Raw genomic sequence first — 19315 nt, forward strand, 5'->3', positions numbered from 1 at the left:
GCTCGCTCGGTCCATGCCGTCCGGACGAGGTACCCGTGCCGCCGGGCCCGCGCCGCTGAACCCATCCTGACCTGGGGAACGAACCCCGATCCACCGGATCGGGCTGCGTGAACACGCGATGGCGTGGATCTGCCACGGTGCGCCGCACGCGGTGCGCCGCACACGGTGGTCTTCGGGAGCGGTCTGCTCGGAGAGGCGGTTCGCCCCGTGGCTCAGGGCAGCGGTCTGCTCCACCGTCTCGGGGCGAGGGCCGCGAAGCCCAGGTGGGAGTAGAAGGGGAGCGCCGGGTCGGCCGCCGCCGGGAGTTCCACCCGCTGCTCCCGGGCGCCGTAGCCGCGCATCCGCTCGGTCGCGGCGGCGAGCAGGGCCGTACCGATGCCGGCGCGGCGCGAGTTGGGCTCCACCGCGAGCGCGTACACCTCGCCCTCGCCCGGCACCGGGACGCCGCCCGCGGCCACGCCGACGACCGCGCCCGCCGCGTCCGTGGCGACCAGCCAGCCGAGCCATCCCGGCGCGCCCCCCGGAATTTCAATTTCCGCGCGTATGCGGGGAAGTGCACATTGGGCGGAGATCAGCCGCCGCATCGGGATTTCGTCCAGTATTCCGGCGTAGCTGCTCCGGATGATGTCGGCTAGCAGTCTGGATATCGTCGTCGCGTCGCCGGCCGCTGCCGTACGAACGCCAGCGAGCTGCATTGGTTTTGCACCCTTCGACGTGCCGAGTCCGAGCCCCAACGTACCCACAATAGCGGCGAATTCCGCAGTCCGTGACCGATGCGAAATCTACGAATTCGCTTAGTAAATAGCGATGTTCGCCATTACTGGGGGAACGAGCAGCAGGCGACGATCAAGGGAGCCATCGCGAGGGCCGCCGCCGCGATCGTCAACAGCCCGCGCAGCACGGGGTGTCCGGCGCTGTGCGGGGTGAGGATGCGCCGCATCCGCAGCGCCGCCGAGGGGCCGCCCGCCGCGAACGCGGACCGCGGCGCCCGCCCCGAGGCCAGCGCGTACAGCGCCGTCGCGAGCGCGTCCCGCGTACACCGGCGCAACGCCCGGTCGTCCGCGGCCATTTCGAGCAGCAGGGGTACGGCGCTCCCGCCGTGCCGCGCGAGCGGGAGGCGGGGGAAGACGGCCGCGAAGGCCTCCGCCGCCGCGACCAGGAGGTGGTGCCGTCCCGCGATGTGCGCCCGCTCGTGCGCGAGGGCCGCCGCGAGCTGGGCGGGGGTCAGGGTGTGCACCGCGCCCGAGGAGACGACGACCCGGCGCGAGCGGCCCGGCAGGCAGTAGACGGCGGGCCGGTCGTCGTCGAGGACGGTGGCCCGCAGCGCGGGGTCGTACCGGCCGACGAGGCGCAGCACCCCCGCGTGCCGGACCCGCATCCGGCGGGCCCGGACCAGGCGGCGCAGGAAGGCGGCGGTGGGCACCGAGAGGAAGAGGAGCGAGAGGGAGAACGCGAACAGTTCGCGCCCGTCGAGGTTCAGGAACTGGTCGGGGGTGGGCGGTTCCAGCGTGAACATCATGTCCGCCAGGCGGTGGCTGCTCGCGCCCGGCAGGACCAGCTGGGCGGGCAGCAGGGCGGCCCCGGCCGCGAAGCCGGCGCCGCACGCGGCCCAGACGCCGAGCGCGAGCCGGGGCACCTGCTGGGCCCAGCGGGCCCGGGCCACCATCCAGGGCACGAGGAAACCGGTGAGGAGCGTGAGCCCGAGCGGGACGAGGAGGTGGTGGTTCACGCGCCGGCCCCGTCCCCGGGCTGCGGGTTCTGGTCGGCCCGGGCGGCGCGGAGGGCCGCGTCGAGGGCGGCCATGTCCTCGTCCGAGATGACCTCGACGAAGCGGAGGAGGGCGGCCGGACGGTCCTGGCTGTCGCCGAGGGCGTCCCGCATGAGGCCCGCCGTGTACTCCTCGCGGCTGCGGACCGGCTCGTACAGCCAGGCCCGGCCGGACTTCTCGCGGCGGAGCCAGCCCTTGCGGTGCAGGATGTCCGCGACCGTCATCACCGTCGTGTAGGCGACCCGGCGTCCCCGATTGATGTCGTCGACGATCTCGCGGACCGTGGCGGGCCGCTGCCAGGCCCACAGTCGGTCCATGATCTCGGCCTCCAGCTCTCCCAGCCGGCGCACGTGCATCCCCTCCCCCGTAGGGCCTGCCCTTCGGGCGGCTCATCGTACGGGCCGCTTCCCCCGCTCAGGTATACCCCCCAGGGGTACGATGGCAGGATGTCGACCCTCATGAGGAACCGCCCTTGCGCGAAGGTCTGCGACTCCGGTCTCCCCGGATCGGTGGAGCTGGTGCTCCTCCGCCAGCTGCTCGGCCTCTGTCTCCGGCTGAGTCTCACGCTGTCCGCCGACTGCCCTTCGCGCAAGGGCGGCTGACACTGCTTCGGTTCGTACTCCGTCACGTCCGGATCAGCCGGGCGATGGCCTTGGACGCCTCACCCACCTTCACCTTCGCCTGGTCTCCGCCCTGGGCGATGGCCTCCGTGACGCAGCAGCTCAGGTGCTCGTCCAGGAGGGCCACCGCGCAGGACTGGAGGGCCGCGTTGATGGCGGAGACCTGGGTGAGGACGTCGATGCAGTAGACGTCCTCGTCGACCATCCGCTGCACCCCCCTGACCTGTCCCTCGATGCGGCGCAGGCGTCTGATGATGTCTTCCTTGTGCTGTCCGTAACCGGCCACGGCGGGCTCCTCGGAGATCAGGGGTTCACAGGACGGGGGTGTCAGCGGTCGGCGGCCTGGAAGCCCCGCAGGCGGAGGCTGTTGCCGACCACGAAGACCGAGGAGAAGGCCATGGCCGCGCCCGCGATCATCGGGTTGAGCAGTCCGGCCGCGGCGAGCGGCAGGGCGGCCACGTTGTAGGCGAAGGCCCAGAACAGGTTCGAGCGGATGGTGCCGAGCGTCCTGCGGGAGAGCCGGATCGCGTCGGCCGCGGCCCGCAGGTCTCCCCGTACGAGGGTCAGGTCGCCGGCCTCGATGGCGGCGTCCGTGCCGGTGCCCATGGCCAGGCCCAGGTCGGCCTGGGCGAGCGCGGCGGCGTCGTTCACGCCGTCGCCGACCATGGCGACCGAACGGCCCTCGCCCTGGAGCCGCTTGACGACGTCGACCTTGTCCTGCGGCATGACCTCCGCGATGACCTCGTCGATGCCGACCTCGGCGGCGACGGCCTCGGCGACCGCCTTGTTGTCACCGGTGAGCAGGATCGGGGTGAGACCGAGGGCGCGGAGCCGCCGGATGGCCTCGGCGCTGGTGTCCTTGACGGCGTCGGCGACCTCCAGGACCGCGCGGGCCTCGCCGTCCCAGGCGACCGCGATGGCGGTCTTGCCGGTCTTCTCGGCCTCTTCCTTGGCGGACTTGAGCCCCGCCGGGAGCGCCATGGCCCACTCGTCGAGCAGCTTCTCGCGGCCGACGAGGACGGCGTGGCCCTCGACGATGCCCTGGACGCCGAGACCGGGGATGTTGGCGAAGTCCTCGGGGGTGGGCAGGGTGCCGACCTTGGCGGCGGCGCCGGTGGCGACGGCCTGGGCGATGGGGTGCTCGGAGGAGTGCTCCAGGGCTCCGGCCAGGCGCAGCACGTCGGTCTCGTCGGTGCCCTCGGCGGTGTGGACCTTGATCAGGGTCATCCGGCCGGTGGTGACGGTGCCGGTCTTGTCGAGGACGATCGTGTCGACCTTGCGGGTGGTCTCCAGGACCTCGGGGCCCTTGATGAGGATGCCGAGCTGGGCGCCGCGGCCGGTGCCGACCATGAGGGCGGTCGGGGTGGCCAGGCCGAGGGCGCAGGGGCAGGCGATGATCAGGACGGCGACGGCGGCGGTGAAGGCGGCGGTGAGTCCCTGGCCGGTGCCGAGCCAGAAGCCGAGGGTGCCGAGCGCGAGGGCGATGACGATCGGCACGAAGACGGCCGAGATCTTGTCGGCGAGGCGCTGGGCGGCGGCCTTGCCGTTCTGCGCGTCCTCGACGAGCTTCGCCATGCGGGCGAGCTGGGTGTCGGAGCCGACCCGGGTGGCCTCGACGACCAGGCGGCCGCCGGCGTTCAGGGTGGCGCCGGTGACGGAGTCGCCGACGGAGACCTCGACGGGCACGGACTCGCCGGTCAGCATGGAGGCGTCGACGGCGGAGGAGCCCTCGACGACGGTGCCGTCGGTGGCGATCTTCTCGCCGGGACGCACCAGGAAGCGGTCCCCGACCTGGAGTTCGGCGGTCGGTACGGTGACCTCGCGGCCGTTCTTGAGGACGGTGACTTCCTTGGCGCCGAGCTGCATCAGCGCCTTGAGCGCGGCGCCCGCCTTGCGCTTCGAGCGGGCCTCGAAGTACCGGCCGGCCAGGATGAAGGCGGTGACGCCGGCCGCGGCCTCCAGGTAGATGTTCCCGGCGCCGTCGGTGCGGGCGATCGTGAACTCGAAGGCGTGCGTCATGCCCGGCGTGCCGGCCGTGCCGAAGAACAGCGCCCACAGGGACCAGAGGAACGCGGCGATCGTGCCGACCGAGATCAGGGTGTCCATGGTGGCCGCGCCGTGCTTGGCGTTGGTCCAGGCGGCCTTGTGGAAGGGCCAGGCGGCGTAGACGACGACCGGCGCGGCGAGCGTGAGGCTCAGCCACTGCCAGTACTCGATCTGCAGTGCCGGGACCATCGCCATCGCGATGACGGGCACGGCGAGCGCGACGGCGGTGATCAGCCGCTGCTTGAGGGGCCGCAGCTCCTCGTCGGCCTTCTCCTCGTCGGTGGGGCCGTCCTCGCCGCCGCTGCTCGCGGGGCGTTCGGGCTGGGGCTCCTGCGCGGTGTAGCCGGTGGCCTCGACGGTGGCGATCAGCTCGGCGACGTCGATGTCGGCGTCGAAGGTGACCTTCGCCTTCTCGGTGGCGTAGTTGACGGTGGCCTCGACCCCGTCCATGCGGTTGAGCTTCTTCTCGATGCGGGCCGCGCAGGAGGCGCAGGTCATGCCGCCGATGGCGAGCTCGACCTGGGCAGTGCCCGGAGTGGTCGTGGTCATTTCCTGCTCCTCGGTGTAGCGGGGTTCGGGGGCCGGGGCCCGGGCGTGGTGGTCGGGCCCCGGCGGCCGGGGTGGTGCGGGCGGAGTTCCGCCTGCCGGGCGGACCGTCGGGTACCGGGACGGGGGACGCCGGTGGGTGTCGGTCTGCCCGGCGGCGGATCAGGCCCGGCCGGTCAGCTCGTAGCCCGCGTCGTCGACGGCCGCGGTGATCGCGGCGTCGTCGGGCTCGCCGCCGGTGGTCACGGTCACCAGGCCGCCGTCCACGTCGACGTCCACGGAGATGACGCCGTCCAGGGCGCTGACGGACTTGGTGATCGCGGTCCTGCAGTGGCCGCAGGTCATGCCGGTGACGGCGTAGACGGTGACGGTGCTGTCGGCGACCGCGACGGTGGCGGTCTCCGTGGTCGAGCAGCTGTTGTCGGGGGTGCAGCAGGAGCCCATGGCTTCCTCCTCGGTCGGTTCCACTGGCCGATACCCTCGGGGGGTATCAGGTTGTGAGTCCATGTATACCCCCCGGTGGTATCCGACGCAAGTATCGACCCGACTTGACTTGATACCCCCCAGGGGTATGGTGAGGTGCATTGAACGGGTTACCCACGCCACCCACGTACGGGAGAGCAGTCATGAACACCGGAGTGAAGATCACTGCCTTTGCCGCCGCGCTCGCCGCGACCTTCGGGACCGCGTACGGGGTCGGCAGGACGGTCGGCCCCGTCGAGGAGCCGGCGAAGGCCGAGCACGGCGACCACGCGGCGCAGGAGCCGCAGAAGAAGGGGGCCGACGGCCACGCGGGCCACGAGGAGGGCGCCACCACCGCGGCCGCCGCGCTCCCCGGCGGCCTCCAGGTCTCCCAGGACGGCTACACCCTGGCCCTGGAGACCCCCACTCCCGCCGTGGGCCGGAGCACCCTGAAGTTCTCCATCAAGGACGCCGCCGGCAAGAAGGTCACCGCCTTCACCACCGAGCACGGCAAGGAACTGCACTTCATCGTCGCCTCGCGCGACCTCAACACCTTCCGCCACCTGCACCCCGTGAGGGCCGCCGACGGCACCTGGTCGGTGGACGCGGACCTGCCGGCGGCCGGCGGCTACAAGGCCTTCGCCGACTTCAAGCCGGCGGCGAAGGGCGCGCAGGGCGTCACCCTCGGCGCCGACCTCTCCGTCCCCGGCGCCTACGCCCCGAAGCCGCTGCCCGCCGTCGCCCCCACCGCGACCGTCGACGGCTACCAGGTCCGGCTCGGCGGCGTCCTCGACCCCGGCAAGGCGGGCGAGCTGAAGCTCACCGTCACCAAGGCCGGGAAGCCCGTCACCGACCTGGAGCCGTACCTCGGCGCGTACGGACACCTCGTCGCCCTGCGCGACGGCGACCTCGCCTACCTCCACGTGCACCCGAACGAGGGCGGCCCCGGCCCGGACGTCTCCTTCACCGCGACGGCGCCCAGCGCCGGCACGTACCGCCTGTTCCTCGACTTCCAGCACCAGGGGAAGGTCCGGACGGCGGCCTTCACGGTGACGGCCGGCGCGACGGGAAAGGCCCCCGTCCGGCCGACGGGTGAGTCGACGCACGATGCGGGAGGCCACGCGCACGGCTAGTCTGGTCATTGGACTAGACCTGTAGCCGTCATTCATGGAGGAATGGGCTCGATGAGCAACCGTGCTGTCCTTGAGGTGATCGCCCTCGACGAGGAAGACGCGGTCGCTGCCCAGACCGGTGGTGCCGACCGGCTCGAACTCGTCACCGACATGGCGGCGGACGGACTCACCCCGTCCCTGGCCGGCTTCACCGCCATCCGCGCCGCCGTCGACATCCCGCTGCGCGTGATGCTCCGCCTCGCCGACGGATTCGCCGCCGGCGACGTCGACGCCCTCGTCGGGCGCGCGGAGGAACTCCGCGCGGCGGGCGCGACCGAATTCGTCCTCGGCTTCCTCACGGCGGACGGCGAACCGGACCTGGTGGCCGTCGAGCGCCTCATCGCCGTCCTGGACGGCTGCAGCTGGACGTTCCACCGGGCCATCGACCGCGCCGCCGACCGCGACGCCCTGCGCAAGCAGCTCGCGGACCTGCCGGGCCTCGACACGTACCTCACGGCCGGCGCGGCGACGGGCGTCGACGACGGCCTGGCCACCCTGAGGACGGAGGCGGCCCGCACGGGCGAACCGGGCTACGAGCCCCAGATCCTCGTCGGCGGCGGCCTCCGCCTCGACCACCTCCCGACCCTCCGCGCGGCCGGCCTCACCGCCTTCCACATCGGCGGCGCGGCCCGCCCCCAGGGCTGGACGTCCCCGGTCTCGCCGGCCGCGGTACGCACCTGGCGCGAGGCGATCGACACCCCCTAGGGGTCCTGTCCGAGCAGTCGCTCCCGGTCCCGCCAGGCGGCTTCCCACCGGCGGGTCATCGCCGGGTAGACGATGAGGTACCGGAAGGGTGCGATCAGCGCCATGTAGAGGCGGCCCATGCGGCCGTTGGGCTTGACCAGGACCGCCATGCGGAGCTCGTGGGCGCCGTCGGGCGTCTCGACCCAGCCCAGGTGCATGACCCCGTGGACGGTCTTGTTCGCCAGCTCCTTGGCGCGCTCGTCGGGCAGGTCGTACAGGGAGCTGAACGGGCCGGGGCCCGGGGTGGGGTCCGCCGTCGCCGTCAGTTCCTCCGGCATGCGGTCGCGCAGCGACGGGACGCGCGGGCCCAGACCGGCCCGTTCGTCGTCCCAGCCCAGCAGGGCGCCCAGCTTCCAGCGCACCGCGAACAGGAACTTCGAGGGCCCGTACTGCCGGTCGAGGCCCGCGTCGGCCGTGATCGCGGCGAGCACGCGCGGGAAGTCGTCGGGCCCGGCGCCCGGCATGCGGAAGGACCACACGTCCTCGGTCGTGAAGTCCGGGGTGAACGCGTGGATCCGCCACGGCCGGGTGGTGTGTTCGGTGACGGGGAGCTTCATGGCCGCTGCCGCCTTTCCACTTCTCTACGTTCTATACGCTTGCGTATAACGACGAGGCCAACGATGCCAGACCTGATGTACGGAGGCGTATATTCGGTCGCCGGGTGAGGGAGGACACACCATGGGCGCCGCACGCACACCACGCGAACGATGGGTGGAGGAGGGCCTGACGGTCCTCGCCGACGGCGGCCCCGACGCCGTCCGCGTCGAAGCCCTCGCCAAACGCCTCGGCGTCACCAAAGGCGGCTTCTACGGCTACTTCCCCGACCGCGACGCACTCCTCACCGCCATGCTCGACACCTGGGAACGCGAAGCCGTCGACCAGGTCATCGACCGCGTCCGGCAGGACGAGGGCGGCGACCCGAGGGCCCTCATCACCTTCGCCGGCATGCTCACCTTCTCCGGCGACCGGCTGCGCCCCATCGACCTCGCCGTCCGCGACTGGGCCCGCCGCGACGAGACCGTCGCCGCCCGCCTGCGCCGCGTCGACAACCGGCGCATGGAACTGCTCCGCGAGATGATCGGCACCTTCTGCCCCGACCCCGACGAGGTCGAGGCCCGCGCCCTCCTCGCCTTCTGCGTGGCCATCGGCCATCACTTCCTCGCCGCCGACCACCAGGGCCGCACCCGCGCCGAGGTCCTCACCCGGGCCGGCGACCTGATCCTGGACAGGCCGAAGGAGCCGCAATCCCGTGGCGCCCACGGTGCGTGATCGCTAGCCTCGCGCGTATGACCACCCCCCGTATCGACACCGGCCTCGTCGAGCGGCTCATCGCCGCCCAGTTCCCCGACTGGGCGGGGCTCCCCGTCCGGGCGGTGGACTCCGCCGGCACCGACAACGCGATGTTCCGGCTCGGAGACGAGTTCGCCGTACGGCTGCCGAAGGCCGACTGGGCCGCCGGGCACGCCGAGAAGGAGCAGCGCTGGCTGCCCCGTCTCGCGCCGCACCTGACCCTGCCCGTGCCTGTACCCGTCGCGCACGGGGCGCCCGGGGAAGGGTACGACCGGTCCTGGTCGGTGCTCGCCTGGCTCGACGGCGACGACGCCTACAACGCCCCGATCGGCGATCTCGCCCACGCCGCCGTCGAGTTGGGACGCTTCGGCGTCTCCCTGCGCGGCGTCGACGCGACCGGTGGCCCCCACGCCTCCCGGGGCGGACCGGTCACCGACTGGGAGCAGGGCGCCATGACCCCCGCCATCCGCGCCCTCGGCGCGGACGGCGCCCTCGACGCCGAGGCCGCCACCGAGGCCTGGGAATCCGTACTCCGTCTCCCGGCCTGGCAGGGCGACCCCGTCTGGCAACACGGCGACCTGCTCCCCGGGAACCTCCTCACCCGCGACGGCCGCCTCCACGCCGTCATCGACTTCGGCGCCCTCGGTACGGGCGACCCGGCCGTCGACCTCATGGCCGCCTGGTCCCTGCTGACCCCCGACACCCGCCCCCTCTTCCGCGAGGCCGCCGAGCTCGACGACGCCACGTGGGCGCGCGGCCGCGGCTGGGCCCTGGTCTGGGGCGTGGTGACCGAGCACTACTACCGCACCACGAACCCGGTCCTCGCCGCGGTCGCCCGCCGCAGCCGCACGGAGGCCCTCGCCGAGTACGCGGCGGGGTGATGGCGAGACGGCAAAGAGAGAAGGGCTGGAAGAAGCCCTGCGTGAGTCAACCACACCGTGCCAGACCACCCCTCGGGGTGCTGGTCGCGTGGCAGTCCCCCGCCGGCGGGAGACCTCTGCTCACCGAACCGCCGGACAGCGGCCCCGAGCGGCCCCGGATGGGACACGCCCCGTGCGTGACCACCCCGGAGCCCGGACGCCGACCCGGCTGCGACCCGCAGCTCACCCTCTGGTGAATTGCGGAACAAGTCTTAGCGGACGATGTCGAAGACGTTCTTCTGGATGCCGTTGGAGTACGTCTCGTGCTCGACGAGCTTCAGCTGCTGCGTGTCCTTGTCCGTGTCGCTGAACAGGCGCTTGCCCGCGCCGAGGAGCATCGGGAAGACGAGCAGGTGGTACCGGTCGATCAGGCCGGCGTCCGACAGCGCCCTGTTCAGGCTCGCACTGCCGTGCACGATGATCGGCCCGCCCTCGGTCGTCTCCTTCAGCGTGGCGACCTCGTCGAGCGAGCGCAGGATCGTGGTCTCGCCCCAGTTGTCCACCAGGTCGTCCTCGGTGAGGGTGGTCGACACCACGTACTTCGGCAGCTCCTTGTAGCGGGCGAAGTCCGCCATGTCCGGCCAGACCGCGCTGAACGCCTCGTAGCTCGCCCGGCCGAGAAGCATCGCCCCGGCCTCCTCCTGCTCCGCACCCTTGAGGGCGTACGCCTCCGGCACGAACTCGATGTCCTTGAAGGTCCAGCCCGCGTTCCGGTATCCGGCCTCGCCGCCGGGGCCCTCCACGACGCCGTCGAGCGAGATGAAGGCGGAGCTGATCAGCGTGCGCATCTGGGTTCTCCCGGTGGGTTCGTGACTGGTACTCAGCAGAAGGTGCTGGGCAGCAACTACAACCTATAGACCGGAGATCACGAGAAAACTCATCGGCGCCGGCGCGGCCGTGTCGTCAGCCCGACGACGACGCCACCAGCTCCACCTCGAACCCGTCCTCGTTCTCCAGGTACGCCGCGTAGTGCCCGTCCCCGCCCGCGTACGGATGCCGGTCGGCGAACATCAGCCGCCAGCCGTGCGCCGGCGCCTCCGCGGCGAGGGCGTCGACGGCCGCCCGGTCGCCCGCGTGGAAGGCCAGGTGGTTGAGGCCCGGACGGAGCCGGTCGTGCTGGTCCGACGTACGGGCCGGGGACTGCTCGACGACCAGGTAGCAGGAGCCGAGCGCCCAGCTGCGGCCGCCCTCCCAGGACTGGAAGGGCGTGTGGCCGAGCGCCCCGAGCAGCCAGCCGAGGCTCCGCTCGGCCCGCGCCAGGTCGCCCACCCACAGCTCGACGTGATGCAGACCCCCGATCACAGCGCGCCCAACTGGGCGGGGATCTCCGCCGAGTGAACGACCGTCAGTCCCGACACCGCACGCGTCAGCGCCACGTACAGCCGCCGCAGGCCGGTCCGCTCGTCCGGTTCGCCGTCGACGACGGCCGCCGGCTCGTCCAGGACCACGTAGTCGTACTCCAGGCCCTTCGCGAGCGAGGCCGGGACCAGCGTGAGCCGGGACTCGGCCGTCGTCTCCTCGCCGGGGGAGAGGTACGCGAGCCCGGCCGCCGTCAGCGCCTCCGCGAGCGGCGCGATCCGCGCGTCGGCGGCGATCAGGCCGATCGAACCCTCGTGCGCCAGCGCCTCGACGCAGGCCGCGACGACGTCCGCGTCCAGAGTCTCCGTACGGCGGACGGACAGCGAGCCCGGGTTCTCTCGTACGGACTCCACCGCCGCGAGCCCCGGCGACATGTGCGGAAGCAGCCGCGAGGCGTACGCGATGACCTCGCGCGGCACGCGGAAGCCGGCGGTCAGCTCCTCCACCAGCGCCTCCGGCTTCCCCAGGTGCCCGAGCGCCTGCGCCCAGCTCTCCGTCGCCCACGGCGTCGTGCCCTGCGCCAGGTCGCCGAGCACCGTCGCCGAACCGGTCGTGCAGCGCCGGCCCACCGCCCGGTACTGCATGGGGGACAGGTCCTGCGCCTCGTCGAGGACCACGTGCCCGAGCGAGTGCGTCCGCTCGACCAGGTCCTTCGTCTCGTCGATGAGGACGGCGTCGGCCGCCGACCACTTCGCCGTCTTCACGCTCCGCGCGGGCTTCGCCCACAGCAGCAGCTTCTGCTCGTCCTCGGTGAGCAGCCCCTCGGCGTGCTCGGCGAGGAACTCGGCGTCGCCCAGGAGCCGCAGGACCAGCTTCGCGGGCTCGACGAGCGGCCAGCACTCCTTCACGACGGCCTTCACCGCCGTGTTCCGCGCGACCGCGTTCTGCACCCGGTCGTCGGGCGCCTCGCCGGCCTCCTCCATCCGTACCAGGACGGCATGCGCGATGCGCTGCGGGAGGGCCTCGCGGGCGGCGCCGTACCGGATGTCGCGGGCGAGCAACTCCCGTACCATCTGCTCCAGTTCGTACGCGGGAACCCGCCAGCGCCGGGAGCCGCGCACCACCATCAGCGGCTCCTTCGGCAGCGTCACGTGCGAGCGGACCGCCCGCCGCAGCACCTCCGCCATCCGGGCGTCGCCCTTGACGACCGCCGTCGCCGCCTCGTCCGTGCCCCGCACCTCGACGTGCGCGACGAGGTCGTCGACCGTCGCCTGCTGCACCTCCAACTCGCCGAGCGCCGGCAGGACCTGCTCGATGTAGTGGAGGAAGGACCGGTTCGGCCCGATGACGAGGGTGCCGGTGCGGGCGAGCCGCTCCCGGTGCGCGTACAGCAGGTACGCGACACGGTGCAGGCCGACGGCCGTCTTTCCCGTCCCGGGCCCTCCCTGCACGCACACCGTCCCCGACAGGTCGGAGCGGACGATCCCGTCCTGCTCCGGCTGGATCGTGGCGACGATGTCCCGCATCGGACCGACACGGGGCCGCTCGATCTCCGCCTGGAGCAGCCGGCTGGTGTGTTCGAGCTCGTCGGGGTCGGACAGGTGCTCGTCCTCGTACGCGGTGAGGTCGCCGCCCGTGTACCCGAAGCGGCGCCGCAGGCCGACGTCCTGCGGGTCCTTCTTCGACGCCTGGTAGTACGGCTGCGAGACCGGCGCACGCCAGTCGATCACCATCGGATCGCCGTCGGCGTCGTGGACGTGCCGCCGCCCGATGTAGAAGCGCTGCCCCTCCTGCGTGGTGTGCAGGTAGTCGAGCCGCCCGAAGAACAGCGGGGTGTCGGCGAGGTCCGCGAGCGCCTTGATCCGGTCCTCGATCTGCCGACCGAGCACCAGCGAGTTGACCCAGTTCGCGGTGACGTCCTTGATGTCGAGCGCCTCGACGTCCTCGCGCATCGCACGCAGCGCGGCGCGGGACGAGGTCAGATGGGCGCGCTCGCGCGAGAGCGGGTCGGATACGGACACGGTGAAGCCTCCGGGCAGGTGGATACGCGGACACGACAAGGTGGCCGCCGGTTTCCGACCGGGCGGCGGCGCTCCACGAACGGGAAGCGGGGAAGCCGAGGAGTCTAACTCCGGGCGTCAGGCCGGAGCGAATCCATTTCCCCCTAGGGGGAGGGGTCCGACGTGAGGGGGACCCCGTTTCCCACCCCAGGCCGATGTATCCGCAATGTCCGGATTCCATCATGGAGGCATGACCGCGACGACCTTCACTCTCGTGACCACCGTCCCCCGCCCCCACCGCCTCACCACCGCCCTCCGCGCGATACGCGCCTTCGGCGGCGCGGCGGCCTCGGTCGCCCTCCTGGGCGACTACGGCCCCGCGGAGGCGGGCGTCCGCACCCCGCGCCCGACGCACAGAAGCCGCTGAACGCCCTCCGGCGTACAACTCTTCACCGCCCCCGACGGTCTCCTCATCGCATCGCCCGTCCCCGAAGCAGTGAGGAACACAGAAAACCATGAGGAAGTCCTCCTTCGGCCGCCTCGCGCGGCTCGCCGCATGCGCCACCGCGGCCGGACTGGTCGGCGTCGGCGTGGCCGCGTCGCCGGCCGCCGCGGACAGCGACCAGCTGTGGATCGTGTCCCCGTGGGAGCTCGCGCTGCCCAAGGGCGTCGACGGCGGCGAAGCCCAGGCCGTCACGCTCGGCCTGGGGCTCTACCACGACAACCCCGACGTCCGCGTGACCGACGGCGAGCTCACCGTCGACGTCTCCGGCCTCACCGGCGTCGCCGACGTCACCTGGCCGGACACCTGCGCCCCGGCCGGGACCACCGCCGTCTGCTCCCTCCCCGAGGTGCCGCTGACCGGCGAAGCACCCGTGCAGGTGAAACTGCGCGCCGCCGCCGGCACCGAGGCGGGCGTCACCGGCCAGATCTCGTACCAGGCCACCGCCCACACCGACACCGGCACCATGACCGCGTCCAGCGGCTCCACCACCGTCCGCGTCGCGTCCGGCCCCGACCTCGTCGTCGCCCAGGCCGCACCGGTGACCGGCGTCGCCCCCGGCAGCACCGTCCCGGTGCCGGTCTCCGTCGTGAACAAGGGCAACGAGGCGGCGAACGGCGTCCAGGTCACCCTGTACGTCACCCGCGGCCTCGACCTCGGCACGGTCGCCCCGCAGTGCACCGGCGAGCCGCTCGGCGAGGGCACGATCAAGCCGCTCACCAAGATCGACTGCACCTTCGACGACGTCGTCGCCCCGGGCGGCTCCTTCGCCCTGCCGACGGCGCTCCAGGCGACCACCGCCCCGTACGCGCTGGCCGAGCGCATCGACATCGGCGTGAACGCCCGCGGCGGCGCCGAGGACCTCGCCCCGGAGAACAACGGCACGGTCGCCTCGATCGGCGTCACCAACACCGCGGACTTCGCCGTCCGCGGCGCGCGGCTCACCGCCGCCACCGGCGAGACCGTCCGCGCGGACGTCACCTTCCGCAACCGCGGCCCGGCCTGGATCGCCAACCTCGGCTCCGGCGACCCGGTCGGCTCCGTCGACGTCACGGTCCCGCGGGGCGCGACCGTCACCACGGTGCCGGACGCCTGCGAGCCGCGCACCGCGGACGGCGGCTGGTGGGAGAACGAGGTGCGCACCGGTGCGCCGCGCTACGTGTGCCAGCTGCCGATCTGGGTGGCCGAGAAGCAGACCGTGACGTTCCCGTTCGACCTGCGCGTGGACACGGTCGTCACCGGCGCGAAGGGCGCGATCACGCTGAACCCGCCGTACGGCACGGGCTTCCCGTTCGACCCGAACGCCGACAACAACACGGCGAAGCTGGTCCTGAACCCGGCGGTCTGACGCACGACGTGGAGGGCCCCGGCGCGGGGCCCTCCACGTTCCTCAGCCGAGCAGCTCGTCCGCGTCCATGATCCGGTACGCGTACCCCTGCTCCGCCAGGAACCGCTGGCGGTGGGCCGCGAAGTCCTGGTCGATCGTGTCCCGCGCGACCACCGAGTAGAAGTGCGCCTGGTGCCCGTCCGCCTTCGGCCGCAGCACCCGGCCCAGGCGCTGCGCCTCCTCCTGCCGGGACCCGAAGGTGCCCGACACCTGGATCGCGACCGTCGCCTCCGGCAGGTCGATCGAGAAGTTCGCGACCTTCGACACGACCAGGACGTTGATCTCGCCGTTGCGGAACGCGTCGAAGAGCTTCTCCCGCTGCGCGTTCGACGTCTCGCCCTTGATCACCGGCGCGTCCAGGTGCTCGCCGAGCTCGTCCAGCTGGTCGATGTACTGCCCGATGACGAGGATCTGCTGACCCTCGAACCTCTTCACCAGGGCCTCGGTCACCTTCCGCTTCGTCGCCGTCGTCGCGCAGAAGCGGTACTTCTCCTCCGCCTCGGCCGTCGCGTACGCGAGCCGCTCCGAGTCGGTCAGGTTCACCCGCACCTCGACGCAGTCGGCGGGCGCGATGTACCCCTGCGCCTCGATCTCCTTCCACGGCGCGTCGAACCGCTTGGGCCCGATCAGCGAGAAGACGTCCGCCTCCTTGCCGTCCTCCCGCACGAGGGTCGCGGTGAGCCCGAGGCGCCGACGGGCCTGCAGGTCGGCGGTGAACTTGAAGACCGGCGCCGGCAGCAGGTGCACCTCGTCGTAGACGATGAGCCCCCAGTCCCGCGAGTCGAACAGCTCCAGGTGGGGATAGACACCCTTCCGCTTGGTGGTCAGCACCTGGTACGTGGCGATGGTGACCGGCCGGATCTCCTTGCGCGTACCGCTGTACTCGCCGATCTCGTCCTCGGTCAGCGAGGTCCGCTTCACCAGCTCGTGCTTCCACTGCCGGGCGGAGACCGTGTTCGTCACGAGAATCAGGGTCGTCGCCTTCGCCTGGGCCATCGCCCCGGCCCCGACCAGCGTCTTCCCCGCACCACAGGGCAGCACGACGACACCGGAGCCACCGTGCCAGAAGCCCTCGACGGCCTGCTTCTGGTACGGCCGCAGGCTCCAGCCGTCCTCGGCGAGGTCGATCCGGTGCGCCTCCCCGTCCACGTACCCGGCGAGGTCCTCGGCCGGCCAGCCCAGCTTCAGCAGCGTCTGCTTGATCTGCCCGCGCTCGGAGGGGTGCACGACGACGCTGTCGGCGTCGATCCGCTCCCCGACGAGCGGCTGCACCTTCCGCGACCGCAGGATCTCCTCCAGGACGGGCCGGTCGGTCGTGGTCAGCACGAGCCCGTGCGTGGGGTGCTTGGAGAGGGTGAGCCGGCCGTACCGGGCCATGGTCTCGGCGATGTCGACGAGCAGCGCGTGCGGCACGGGATACCGCGAGAACTCGACGAGCGCGTCGACGACCTGCTCGGCGTCGTGCCCGGCGGCCCGCGCGTTCCACAGCCCGAGCGGCGTCACCCGGTACGTATGGATGTGCTCCGGCGCCCGCTCCAGCTCCGCGAACGGCGCGATGGCCCGACGACAGGCCTCGGCGAGCTCGTGGTCGACCTCCAGGAGCAGCGTCTTGTCGCTCTGGACGATGAGTGGCCCATTCACGTGCGATCAGGTCCTTCCCGGGCCGCGTTCGGTGACGGCCAATCCTCCAGTCTGCCTGATCCGGGGCCGTTGTCGGAGTGGGCTGCCGCACTGAAGGCGTCGGTTTCCGCGCGGGGCGCCGTTCCCGCTGAAGGCCGACCCCGGCGCCCTGGTGAACCCGCGGCGCTAGACCTGGTCGTCCGCCAGTTCCGCGACGCCCGTGATGCGGTGCAGGGGGTACGTGCGGACCTCGTCGGCCGTGTGGTCGTAGCCCGTCACGAAGCCGCCCTCGACGCGGACCGGGGCGATGACCCGCTGGCTCGCCGCGCCCTCCGCGTTGACGTAGCCGATCCAGACGGGCGAGCCGGTCATGACCGCGGCCTGGACGGTGGCCAGGGTCTCGGCGGCCGAGGTGCGGGGGAGGCCGCCCGCTGCCACCGGGGCCGCGGGTTCCTTCCGTACCGCCGTCGCCGCCCGGTCGCCCGCCCGGATCGCCTTCACCGCCGCGCCCAGGAGGGTCGTGTCGGGGGCGGGCGGGCCGTCCGGGACGGGAACGGGGGCCGTACGGGCCGGGGTGCGGTACGCGTCGGCGCGGGTGACCAGGACGTCGCCCTCGGCGGACTCCGCGGCCGGGGCGTACCCCATCGACCGCAGCCCGTCGAGCAGCGACGCCGGGTCCGCCTGCGCGGCGAGCACCGTCGGCGCGAGTCGGCGCAGGCCCAGGCCGGCGGAGCGCCGGTCGGCCAGGATCTCGCCGAGGACCGTGTCGTCGTCGCAGCGCACGTACGCCGACGCCGCCCCGATCCGCAGGTGGCCGTGCCTCCTGGCCACGTCGTCGATCAGGTACGCGAGCGGCTGCGGCACCGGCGTGCGCGCGTGCGCGGCGAGGAAGTCGTGCAGGTCGGAGGCCGACCGCCCGGAGTCGAGTGCGCGCCGCACGGAACCCGGCGTGAACCGGTAGACCGTCGCGCCACCCTTCGATTCCACGTCCGCCAGGACGGAGAGCGCGTCCGCGAGCGGCCGCCGCAGCGGCCCCGGCGCGACGGCCGTCAGGTCGGCCTGGAGCAGGACGTGGTCGACGGCCTCGGGGAGCAGCGGCGCGAGCAGGGTCGCCGCGCGCCCGGCGGCCACCGACAGTTCGACCCGGCCCCCGTGGTCGGCGGGGGTCGCGGCCTCCGCGAGCGGCAGGTTGAGCAGCGCCCGGGCGGGGGCCGCGAGCGCGCCCCTGCCGGTGAGCCCGAGCAGCTCGGCCTCGGTGAGCGTCCACCGGGCGATCCGGGACCGCAGGTCGCCGGGGACCTCGGGGCCGTAGCCGGTGCCGGTGCCGAACCCGGCCGCGGTGCCGTATCCGGCCGCAGTCCCGTATCCGGCTGTGGTGTCGGCTCCGGGGCCGGTGGTCGCGGAGTCGTCGGAAGCGGAGGCACCGGTGGAGGCAGCGGCGGAAGCGGCGGCGGCATGGCCGGCGGCGGGCTGCGGCCCGCGCGGCGGGACCGGCTGCCCGGCGCCCCGCACCGGCCGCTCCCAGCGGAGCCGGGCGAACAGCGTCTCGGGGTCCGCCGCGGCGCCCGGCGGAAGGGTCGCGAGGAGTTCCAGGACCCGGTGGCGGACCTCCGGCGCCGCCGCGCGGTCCAGGTCGGGGCCGAGGGCGGCGAGCGTCCGCCCCTTCGCGTCCTGGCCGCCGACCAGACCCGCCGTACGCGTCGCCGTCAGCCAGGGCGCGACGAGCCGCGCCCAGCGCTCGGCGGGCGGCAGGTCGAGCCAGTCGTCGTACGCGGGCGTCGGCGCGTACCGCTCGTCCGCCTCGCCGTCCGAGGCGATCAGCCCCGCCCCGAAGCACAGCTCCATCCAGAACGCGGCGAGCTGCTCCGTCACGTCCAGGGCCGCGGCGGTCCGCTTGAGGTCCCGTACGGACATCCCGCCCGCCCGCAGGACCTGCGGCCCGCCCTGGTCCCAGGACTTGAGCAGCTCCTCGACCGTCGCGAGCGTCGCGTACGCCTGCCCGGCCGCCGCGCTGTCCACAACCTGGGGACGGTAGTCGCGCGCCACCTCCACCACCGGCGCCACCGGCTCCGGCGCCCGGTGCGCCCGTCCGCCCCGCAGATGCAGCGCCACCTCGCGCGGCAGCACCATCGTCCGCGCCGACACCGGAAGCAGCAGGCCCCGGTCGCGCAGCCAGGTCACCGGCGGCGCCGGGTTCGCCGACACCTCGCCGTACGGCGGACCCCACACCAGCCGGTCCAGGACCGCGAGCGCCTCCGGGGACGCCTCGTCGAGCAGCGAGCCCATCCGCTCCCGGTCCGTGAACAGCTCCGTCAGGACGGCCACCGCCGACACCGGATCGTGCGTCGCCGTCAGACCGGCCGTCGCGATGATCTCCTGCACCCGGCCCGGCGACATCCCCGCCGTGGCCTCCGCGACCGTCGGTCCGAGCCCGGTCGGCGAGGGATGCTGCGCCGAGGGCGCGAGGAGCTCCCGCGCGGTCCGTACGAGCCGCAGCCGGTCGTCCTCGCCCCACACCAGGGCCTGCTCGCGCAGCAGCGCCACCGCGCCCGGCAGGGCCGCCTCGATCTGCGGATCGCCCTCGTCGCCGGTGAGGAGCGCCAGGAGTACGGGGTACGGGGCGGGGTCCGGGGCCACGGCCAGCGCCTCGGCCGTCTGGAGGGCGAACCGGTCGAGCCGCTCCAGGGCCCGCACCACCGAGCCCCGCGTGCCGGCGCGCGTCGCCAGCTGCGTCAGGTCGTTCGGTACGGGGCTCAGCAGGTCGGGCCGGGCGCGCAGCAGCGCGGCGAGCCCCTCGTCGCCCCGCGCGCGGAGCGCCTCCGCGAGCGTGCGGGGCGCCGCGGCGGCGCCAGTTACCTCGGGCACGTGCGCCTCCCGGTCGAGCTCACCGATCCCCATCCGGACCACGTTAGCCGCTGTCCAAGCGCTACCGTCATGCC

General features: G+C 73.0%; 19 protein-coding genes. 7 read left to right on the forward strand and 12 right to left on the reverse strand.

Translation table 11 applies throughout. The annotated features are described in order from the left end of the window. Window positions 1-212: 212 nt before the first annotated feature. From ACN9M0_RS20605 to ACN9M0_RS20615, 3 genes are all read right to left on the reverse strand, one after another. Window positions 213-584, reverse strand: a complete 372-nt coding sequence (locus ACN9M0_RS20605; RefSeq protein ID WP_366039965.1) for a GNAT family N-acetyltransferase — start codon at window positions 582-584, stop codon at window positions 213-215. Between the two features lie 233 nt (window positions 585-817). After that, window positions 818-1729, reverse strand: coding sequence for a M56 family metallopeptidase (locus tag ACN9M0_RS20610; protein WP_366039966.1), 912 nt, complete (start codon window positions 1727-1729; stop codon window positions 818-820). Next, a complete protein-coding gene (locus ACN9M0_RS20615) occupies window positions 1726-2118 on the reverse strand; it encodes a BlaI/MecI/CopY family transcriptional regulator (protein WP_366039967.1) in 393 nt (130 codons plus the stop codon). The genes ACN9M0_RS20610 and ACN9M0_RS20615 overlap by 4 nt, the downstream gene beginning before the upstream one ends. A gap of 108 nt (window positions 2119-2226) precedes the next feature. On the opposite strand from ACN9M0_RS20615, the gene ACN9M0_RS20620 reads away from it, so the two are divergent. After that, entirely contained in the window at window positions 2227-2370 is a 144-nt protein-coding gene (locus ACN9M0_RS20620; protein ID WP_399695741.1) for a hypothetical protein, read from the forward strand. A gap of 22 nt (window positions 2371-2392) precedes the next feature. On the opposite strand, the gene ACN9M0_RS20625 is transcribed toward ACN9M0_RS20620, so the two are convergent. The 3 genes from ACN9M0_RS20625 to ACN9M0_RS20635 all read right to left on the reverse strand — a co-directional run bounded on the left by ACN9M0_RS20625 (window position 2393) and on the right by ACN9M0_RS20635 (window position 5424). Next, the gene (locus ACN9M0_RS20625; RefSeq protein WP_015035316.1) at window positions 2393-2674 is read right to left on the reverse strand and encodes a metal-sensitive transcriptional regulator; all 282 of its coding nucleotides are present in this window, start codon (window positions 2672-2674) and stop codon (window positions 2393-2395) included. A gap of 41 nt (window positions 2675-2715) precedes the next feature. Then, window positions 2716-4983: a heavy metal translocating P-type ATPase gene (locus tag ACN9M0_RS20630; protein WP_426404014.1), complete on the reverse strand. Its 2268-nt coding sequence runs from the start codon at window positions 4981-4983 to the stop codon at window positions 2716-2718. 159 nt (window positions 4984-5142) lie between these two features. Beyond that, complete coding sequence (locus tag ACN9M0_RS20635) at window positions 5143-5424, reverse strand: heavy-metal-associated domain-containing protein (RefSeq protein WP_366039996.1); 282 nt, start codon at window positions 5422-5424, stop codon at window positions 5143-5145. A 182-nt stretch (window positions 5425-5606) separates the two neighbouring features. Here ACN9M0_RS20635 and ACN9M0_RS20640 point away from each other — a divergent pair, with 182 nt between their 5' ends. Both ACN9M0_RS20640 and ACN9M0_RS20645 read left to right on the forward strand, forming a co-directional pair. Further along, the gene (locus tag ACN9M0_RS20640; RefSeq protein WP_366039970.1) at window positions 5607-6575 is read left to right on the forward strand and encodes a hypothetical protein; all 969 of its coding nucleotides are present in this window, start codon (window positions 5607-5609) and stop codon (window positions 6573-6575) included. A gap of 51 nt (window positions 6576-6626) precedes the next feature. After that, the gene (locus tag ACN9M0_RS20645) at window positions 6627-7319 is read left to right on the forward strand and encodes a copper homeostasis protein CutC (RefSeq protein ID WP_366039971.1); all 693 of its coding nucleotides are present in this window, start codon (window positions 6627-6629) and stop codon (window positions 7317-7319) included. On the opposite strand, the gene ACN9M0_RS20650 is transcribed toward ACN9M0_RS20645, so the two are convergent. Beyond that, window positions 7316-7915, reverse strand: coding sequence for a DUF2867 domain-containing protein (locus ACN9M0_RS20650; RefSeq protein WP_426404015.1), 600 nt, complete (start codon window positions 7913-7915; stop codon window positions 7316-7318). The two genes, ACN9M0_RS20645 and ACN9M0_RS20650, sit on opposite strands and share 4 nt — an antisense overlap. Before the next feature lie 121 nt (window positions 7916-8036). Between ACN9M0_RS20650 and ACN9M0_RS20655 the strand changes: the two genes are divergently transcribed. Then, window positions 8037-8627 (forward strand): TetR/AcrR family transcriptional regulator, encoded by a 591-nt coding sequence (locus tag ACN9M0_RS20655; RefSeq protein ID WP_366039973.1) that lies wholly within the window; start codon window positions 8037-8039, stop codon window positions 8625-8627. A gap of 17 nt (window positions 8628-8644) precedes the next feature. Beyond that, on the forward strand, window positions 8645-9529 hold the full coding sequence (locus ACN9M0_RS20660; RefSeq protein WP_366039974.1) for an aminoglycoside phosphotransferase family protein: 885 nt from the start codon (window positions 8645-8647) through the stop codon (window positions 9527-9529). 251 nt (window positions 9530-9780) lie between these two features. Here ACN9M0_RS20660 and ACN9M0_RS20665 read toward each other — a convergent pair whose 3' ends face one another. The 3 genes from ACN9M0_RS20665 to ACN9M0_RS20675 all read right to left on the reverse strand — a co-directional run bounded on the left by ACN9M0_RS20665 (window position 9781) and on the right by ACN9M0_RS20675 (window position 12888). Then, a complete protein-coding gene (locus ACN9M0_RS20665; protein WP_426404016.1) occupies window positions 9781-10356 on the reverse strand; it encodes a dihydrofolate reductase family protein in 576 nt (191 codons plus the stop codon). Between the two features lie 115 nt (window positions 10357-10471). Further along, the gene (locus tag ACN9M0_RS20670) at window positions 10472-10870 is read right to left on the reverse strand and encodes a VOC family protein (protein WP_366039976.1); all 399 of its coding nucleotides are present in this window, start codon (window positions 10868-10870) and stop codon (window positions 10472-10474) included. Then, entirely contained in the window at window positions 10867-12888 is a 2022-nt protein-coding gene (locus ACN9M0_RS20675) for a HelD family protein (protein ID WP_366039977.1), read from the reverse strand. The genes ACN9M0_RS20670 and ACN9M0_RS20675 overlap by 4 nt, the downstream gene beginning before the upstream one ends. Before the next feature lie 229 nt (window positions 12889-13117). Between ACN9M0_RS20675 and ACN9M0_RS20680 the strand changes: the two genes are divergently transcribed. Both ACN9M0_RS20680 and ACN9M0_RS20685 read left to right on the forward strand, forming a co-directional pair. Beyond that, window positions 13118-13294: a hypothetical protein gene (locus ACN9M0_RS20680; protein ID WP_366039978.1), complete on the forward strand. Its 177-nt coding sequence runs from the start codon at window positions 13118-13120 to the stop codon at window positions 13292-13294. 88 nt (window positions 13295-13382) lie between these two features. Further along, entirely contained in the window at window positions 13383-14717 is a 1335-nt protein-coding gene (locus ACN9M0_RS20685) for a CARDB domain-containing protein (protein WP_366039979.1), read from the forward strand. 42 nt (window positions 14718-14759) lie between these two features. Here ACN9M0_RS20685 and ACN9M0_RS20690 read toward each other — a convergent pair whose 3' ends face one another. Beyond that, a complete protein-coding gene (locus ACN9M0_RS20690) occupies window positions 14760-16397 on the reverse strand; it encodes a DNA repair helicase XPB (RefSeq protein ID WP_366039980.1) in 1638 nt (545 codons plus the stop codon). 165 nt (window positions 16398-16562) lie between these two features. Then, window positions 16563-19274 (reverse strand): helicase C-terminal domain-containing protein, encoded by a 2712-nt coding sequence (locus ACN9M0_RS20695; RefSeq protein WP_366039981.1) that lies wholly within the window; start codon window positions 19272-19274, stop codon window positions 16563-16565. Between the last annotated feature and the right edge of the window lie 41 nt (window positions 19275-19315).

The sequence above is a fragment of the Streptomyces sp. R-07 genome (assembly GCF_049913175.1).
GTDB lineage: Bacteria > Actinomycetota > Actinomycetes > Streptomycetales > Streptomycetaceae > Streptomyces.

Bases quoted from the DNA above. Each gene is read 5' to 3' on its own strand.
- ACN9M0_RS20650 (WP_426404015.1), bottom strand. From the start codon at position 7,915: ATGAAGCTCCCCGTCACCGAACACACCACCCGGCCGTGGCGGATCCAC.
- ACN9M0_RS20645 (WP_366039971.1), top strand. From the start codon at position 6,627: ATGAGCAACCGTGCTGTCCTTGAGGTGATCGCCCTCGACGAGGAAGAC.
- ACN9M0_RS20680 (WP_366039978.1), top strand. From the start codon at position 13,118: ATGACCGCGACGACCTTCACTCTCGTGACCACCGTCCCCCGCCCCCAC.
- ACN9M0_RS20695 (WP_366039981.1), bottom strand. From the start codon at position 19,274: ATGGGGATCGGTGAGCTCGACCGGGAGGCGCACGTGCCCGAGGTAACT.
- ACN9M0_RS20605 (WP_366039965.1), bottom strand. From the start codon at position 584: ATGCGGCGGCTGATCTCCGCCCAATGTGCACTTCCCCGCATACGCGCG.
- ACN9M0_RS20665 (WP_426404016.1), bottom strand. From the start codon at position 10,356: ATGCGCACGCTGATCAGCTCCGCCTTCATCTCGCTCGACGGCGTCGTG.
- ACN9M0_RS20685 (WP_366039979.1), top strand. From the start codon at position 13,383: ATGAGGAAGTCCTCCTTCGGCCGCCTCGCGCGGCTCGCCGCATGCGCC.
- ACN9M0_RS20635 (WP_366039996.1), bottom strand. From the start codon at position 5,424: ATGGGCTCCTGCTGCACCCCCGACAACAGCTGCTCGACCACGGAGACC.
- ACN9M0_RS20640 (WP_366039970.1), top strand. From the start codon at position 5,607: ATGAACACCGGAGTGAAGATCACTGCCTTTGCCGCCGCGCTCGCCGCG.
- ACN9M0_RS20630 (WP_426404014.1), bottom strand. From the start codon at position 4,983: ATGACCACGACCACTCCGGGCACTGCCCAGGTCGAGCTCGCCATCGGC.
- ACN9M0_RS20660 (WP_366039974.1), top strand. From the start codon at position 8,645: ATGACCACCCCCCGTATCGACACCGGCCTCGTCGAGCGGCTCATCGCC.
- ACN9M0_RS20655 (WP_366039973.1), top strand. From the start codon at position 8,037: ATGGGCGCCGCACGCACACCACGCGAACGATGGGTGGAGGAGGGCCTG.
- ACN9M0_RS20620 (WP_399695741.1), top strand. From the start codon at position 2,227: ATGAGGAACCGCCCTTGCGCGAAGGTCTGCGACTCCGGTCTCCCCGGA.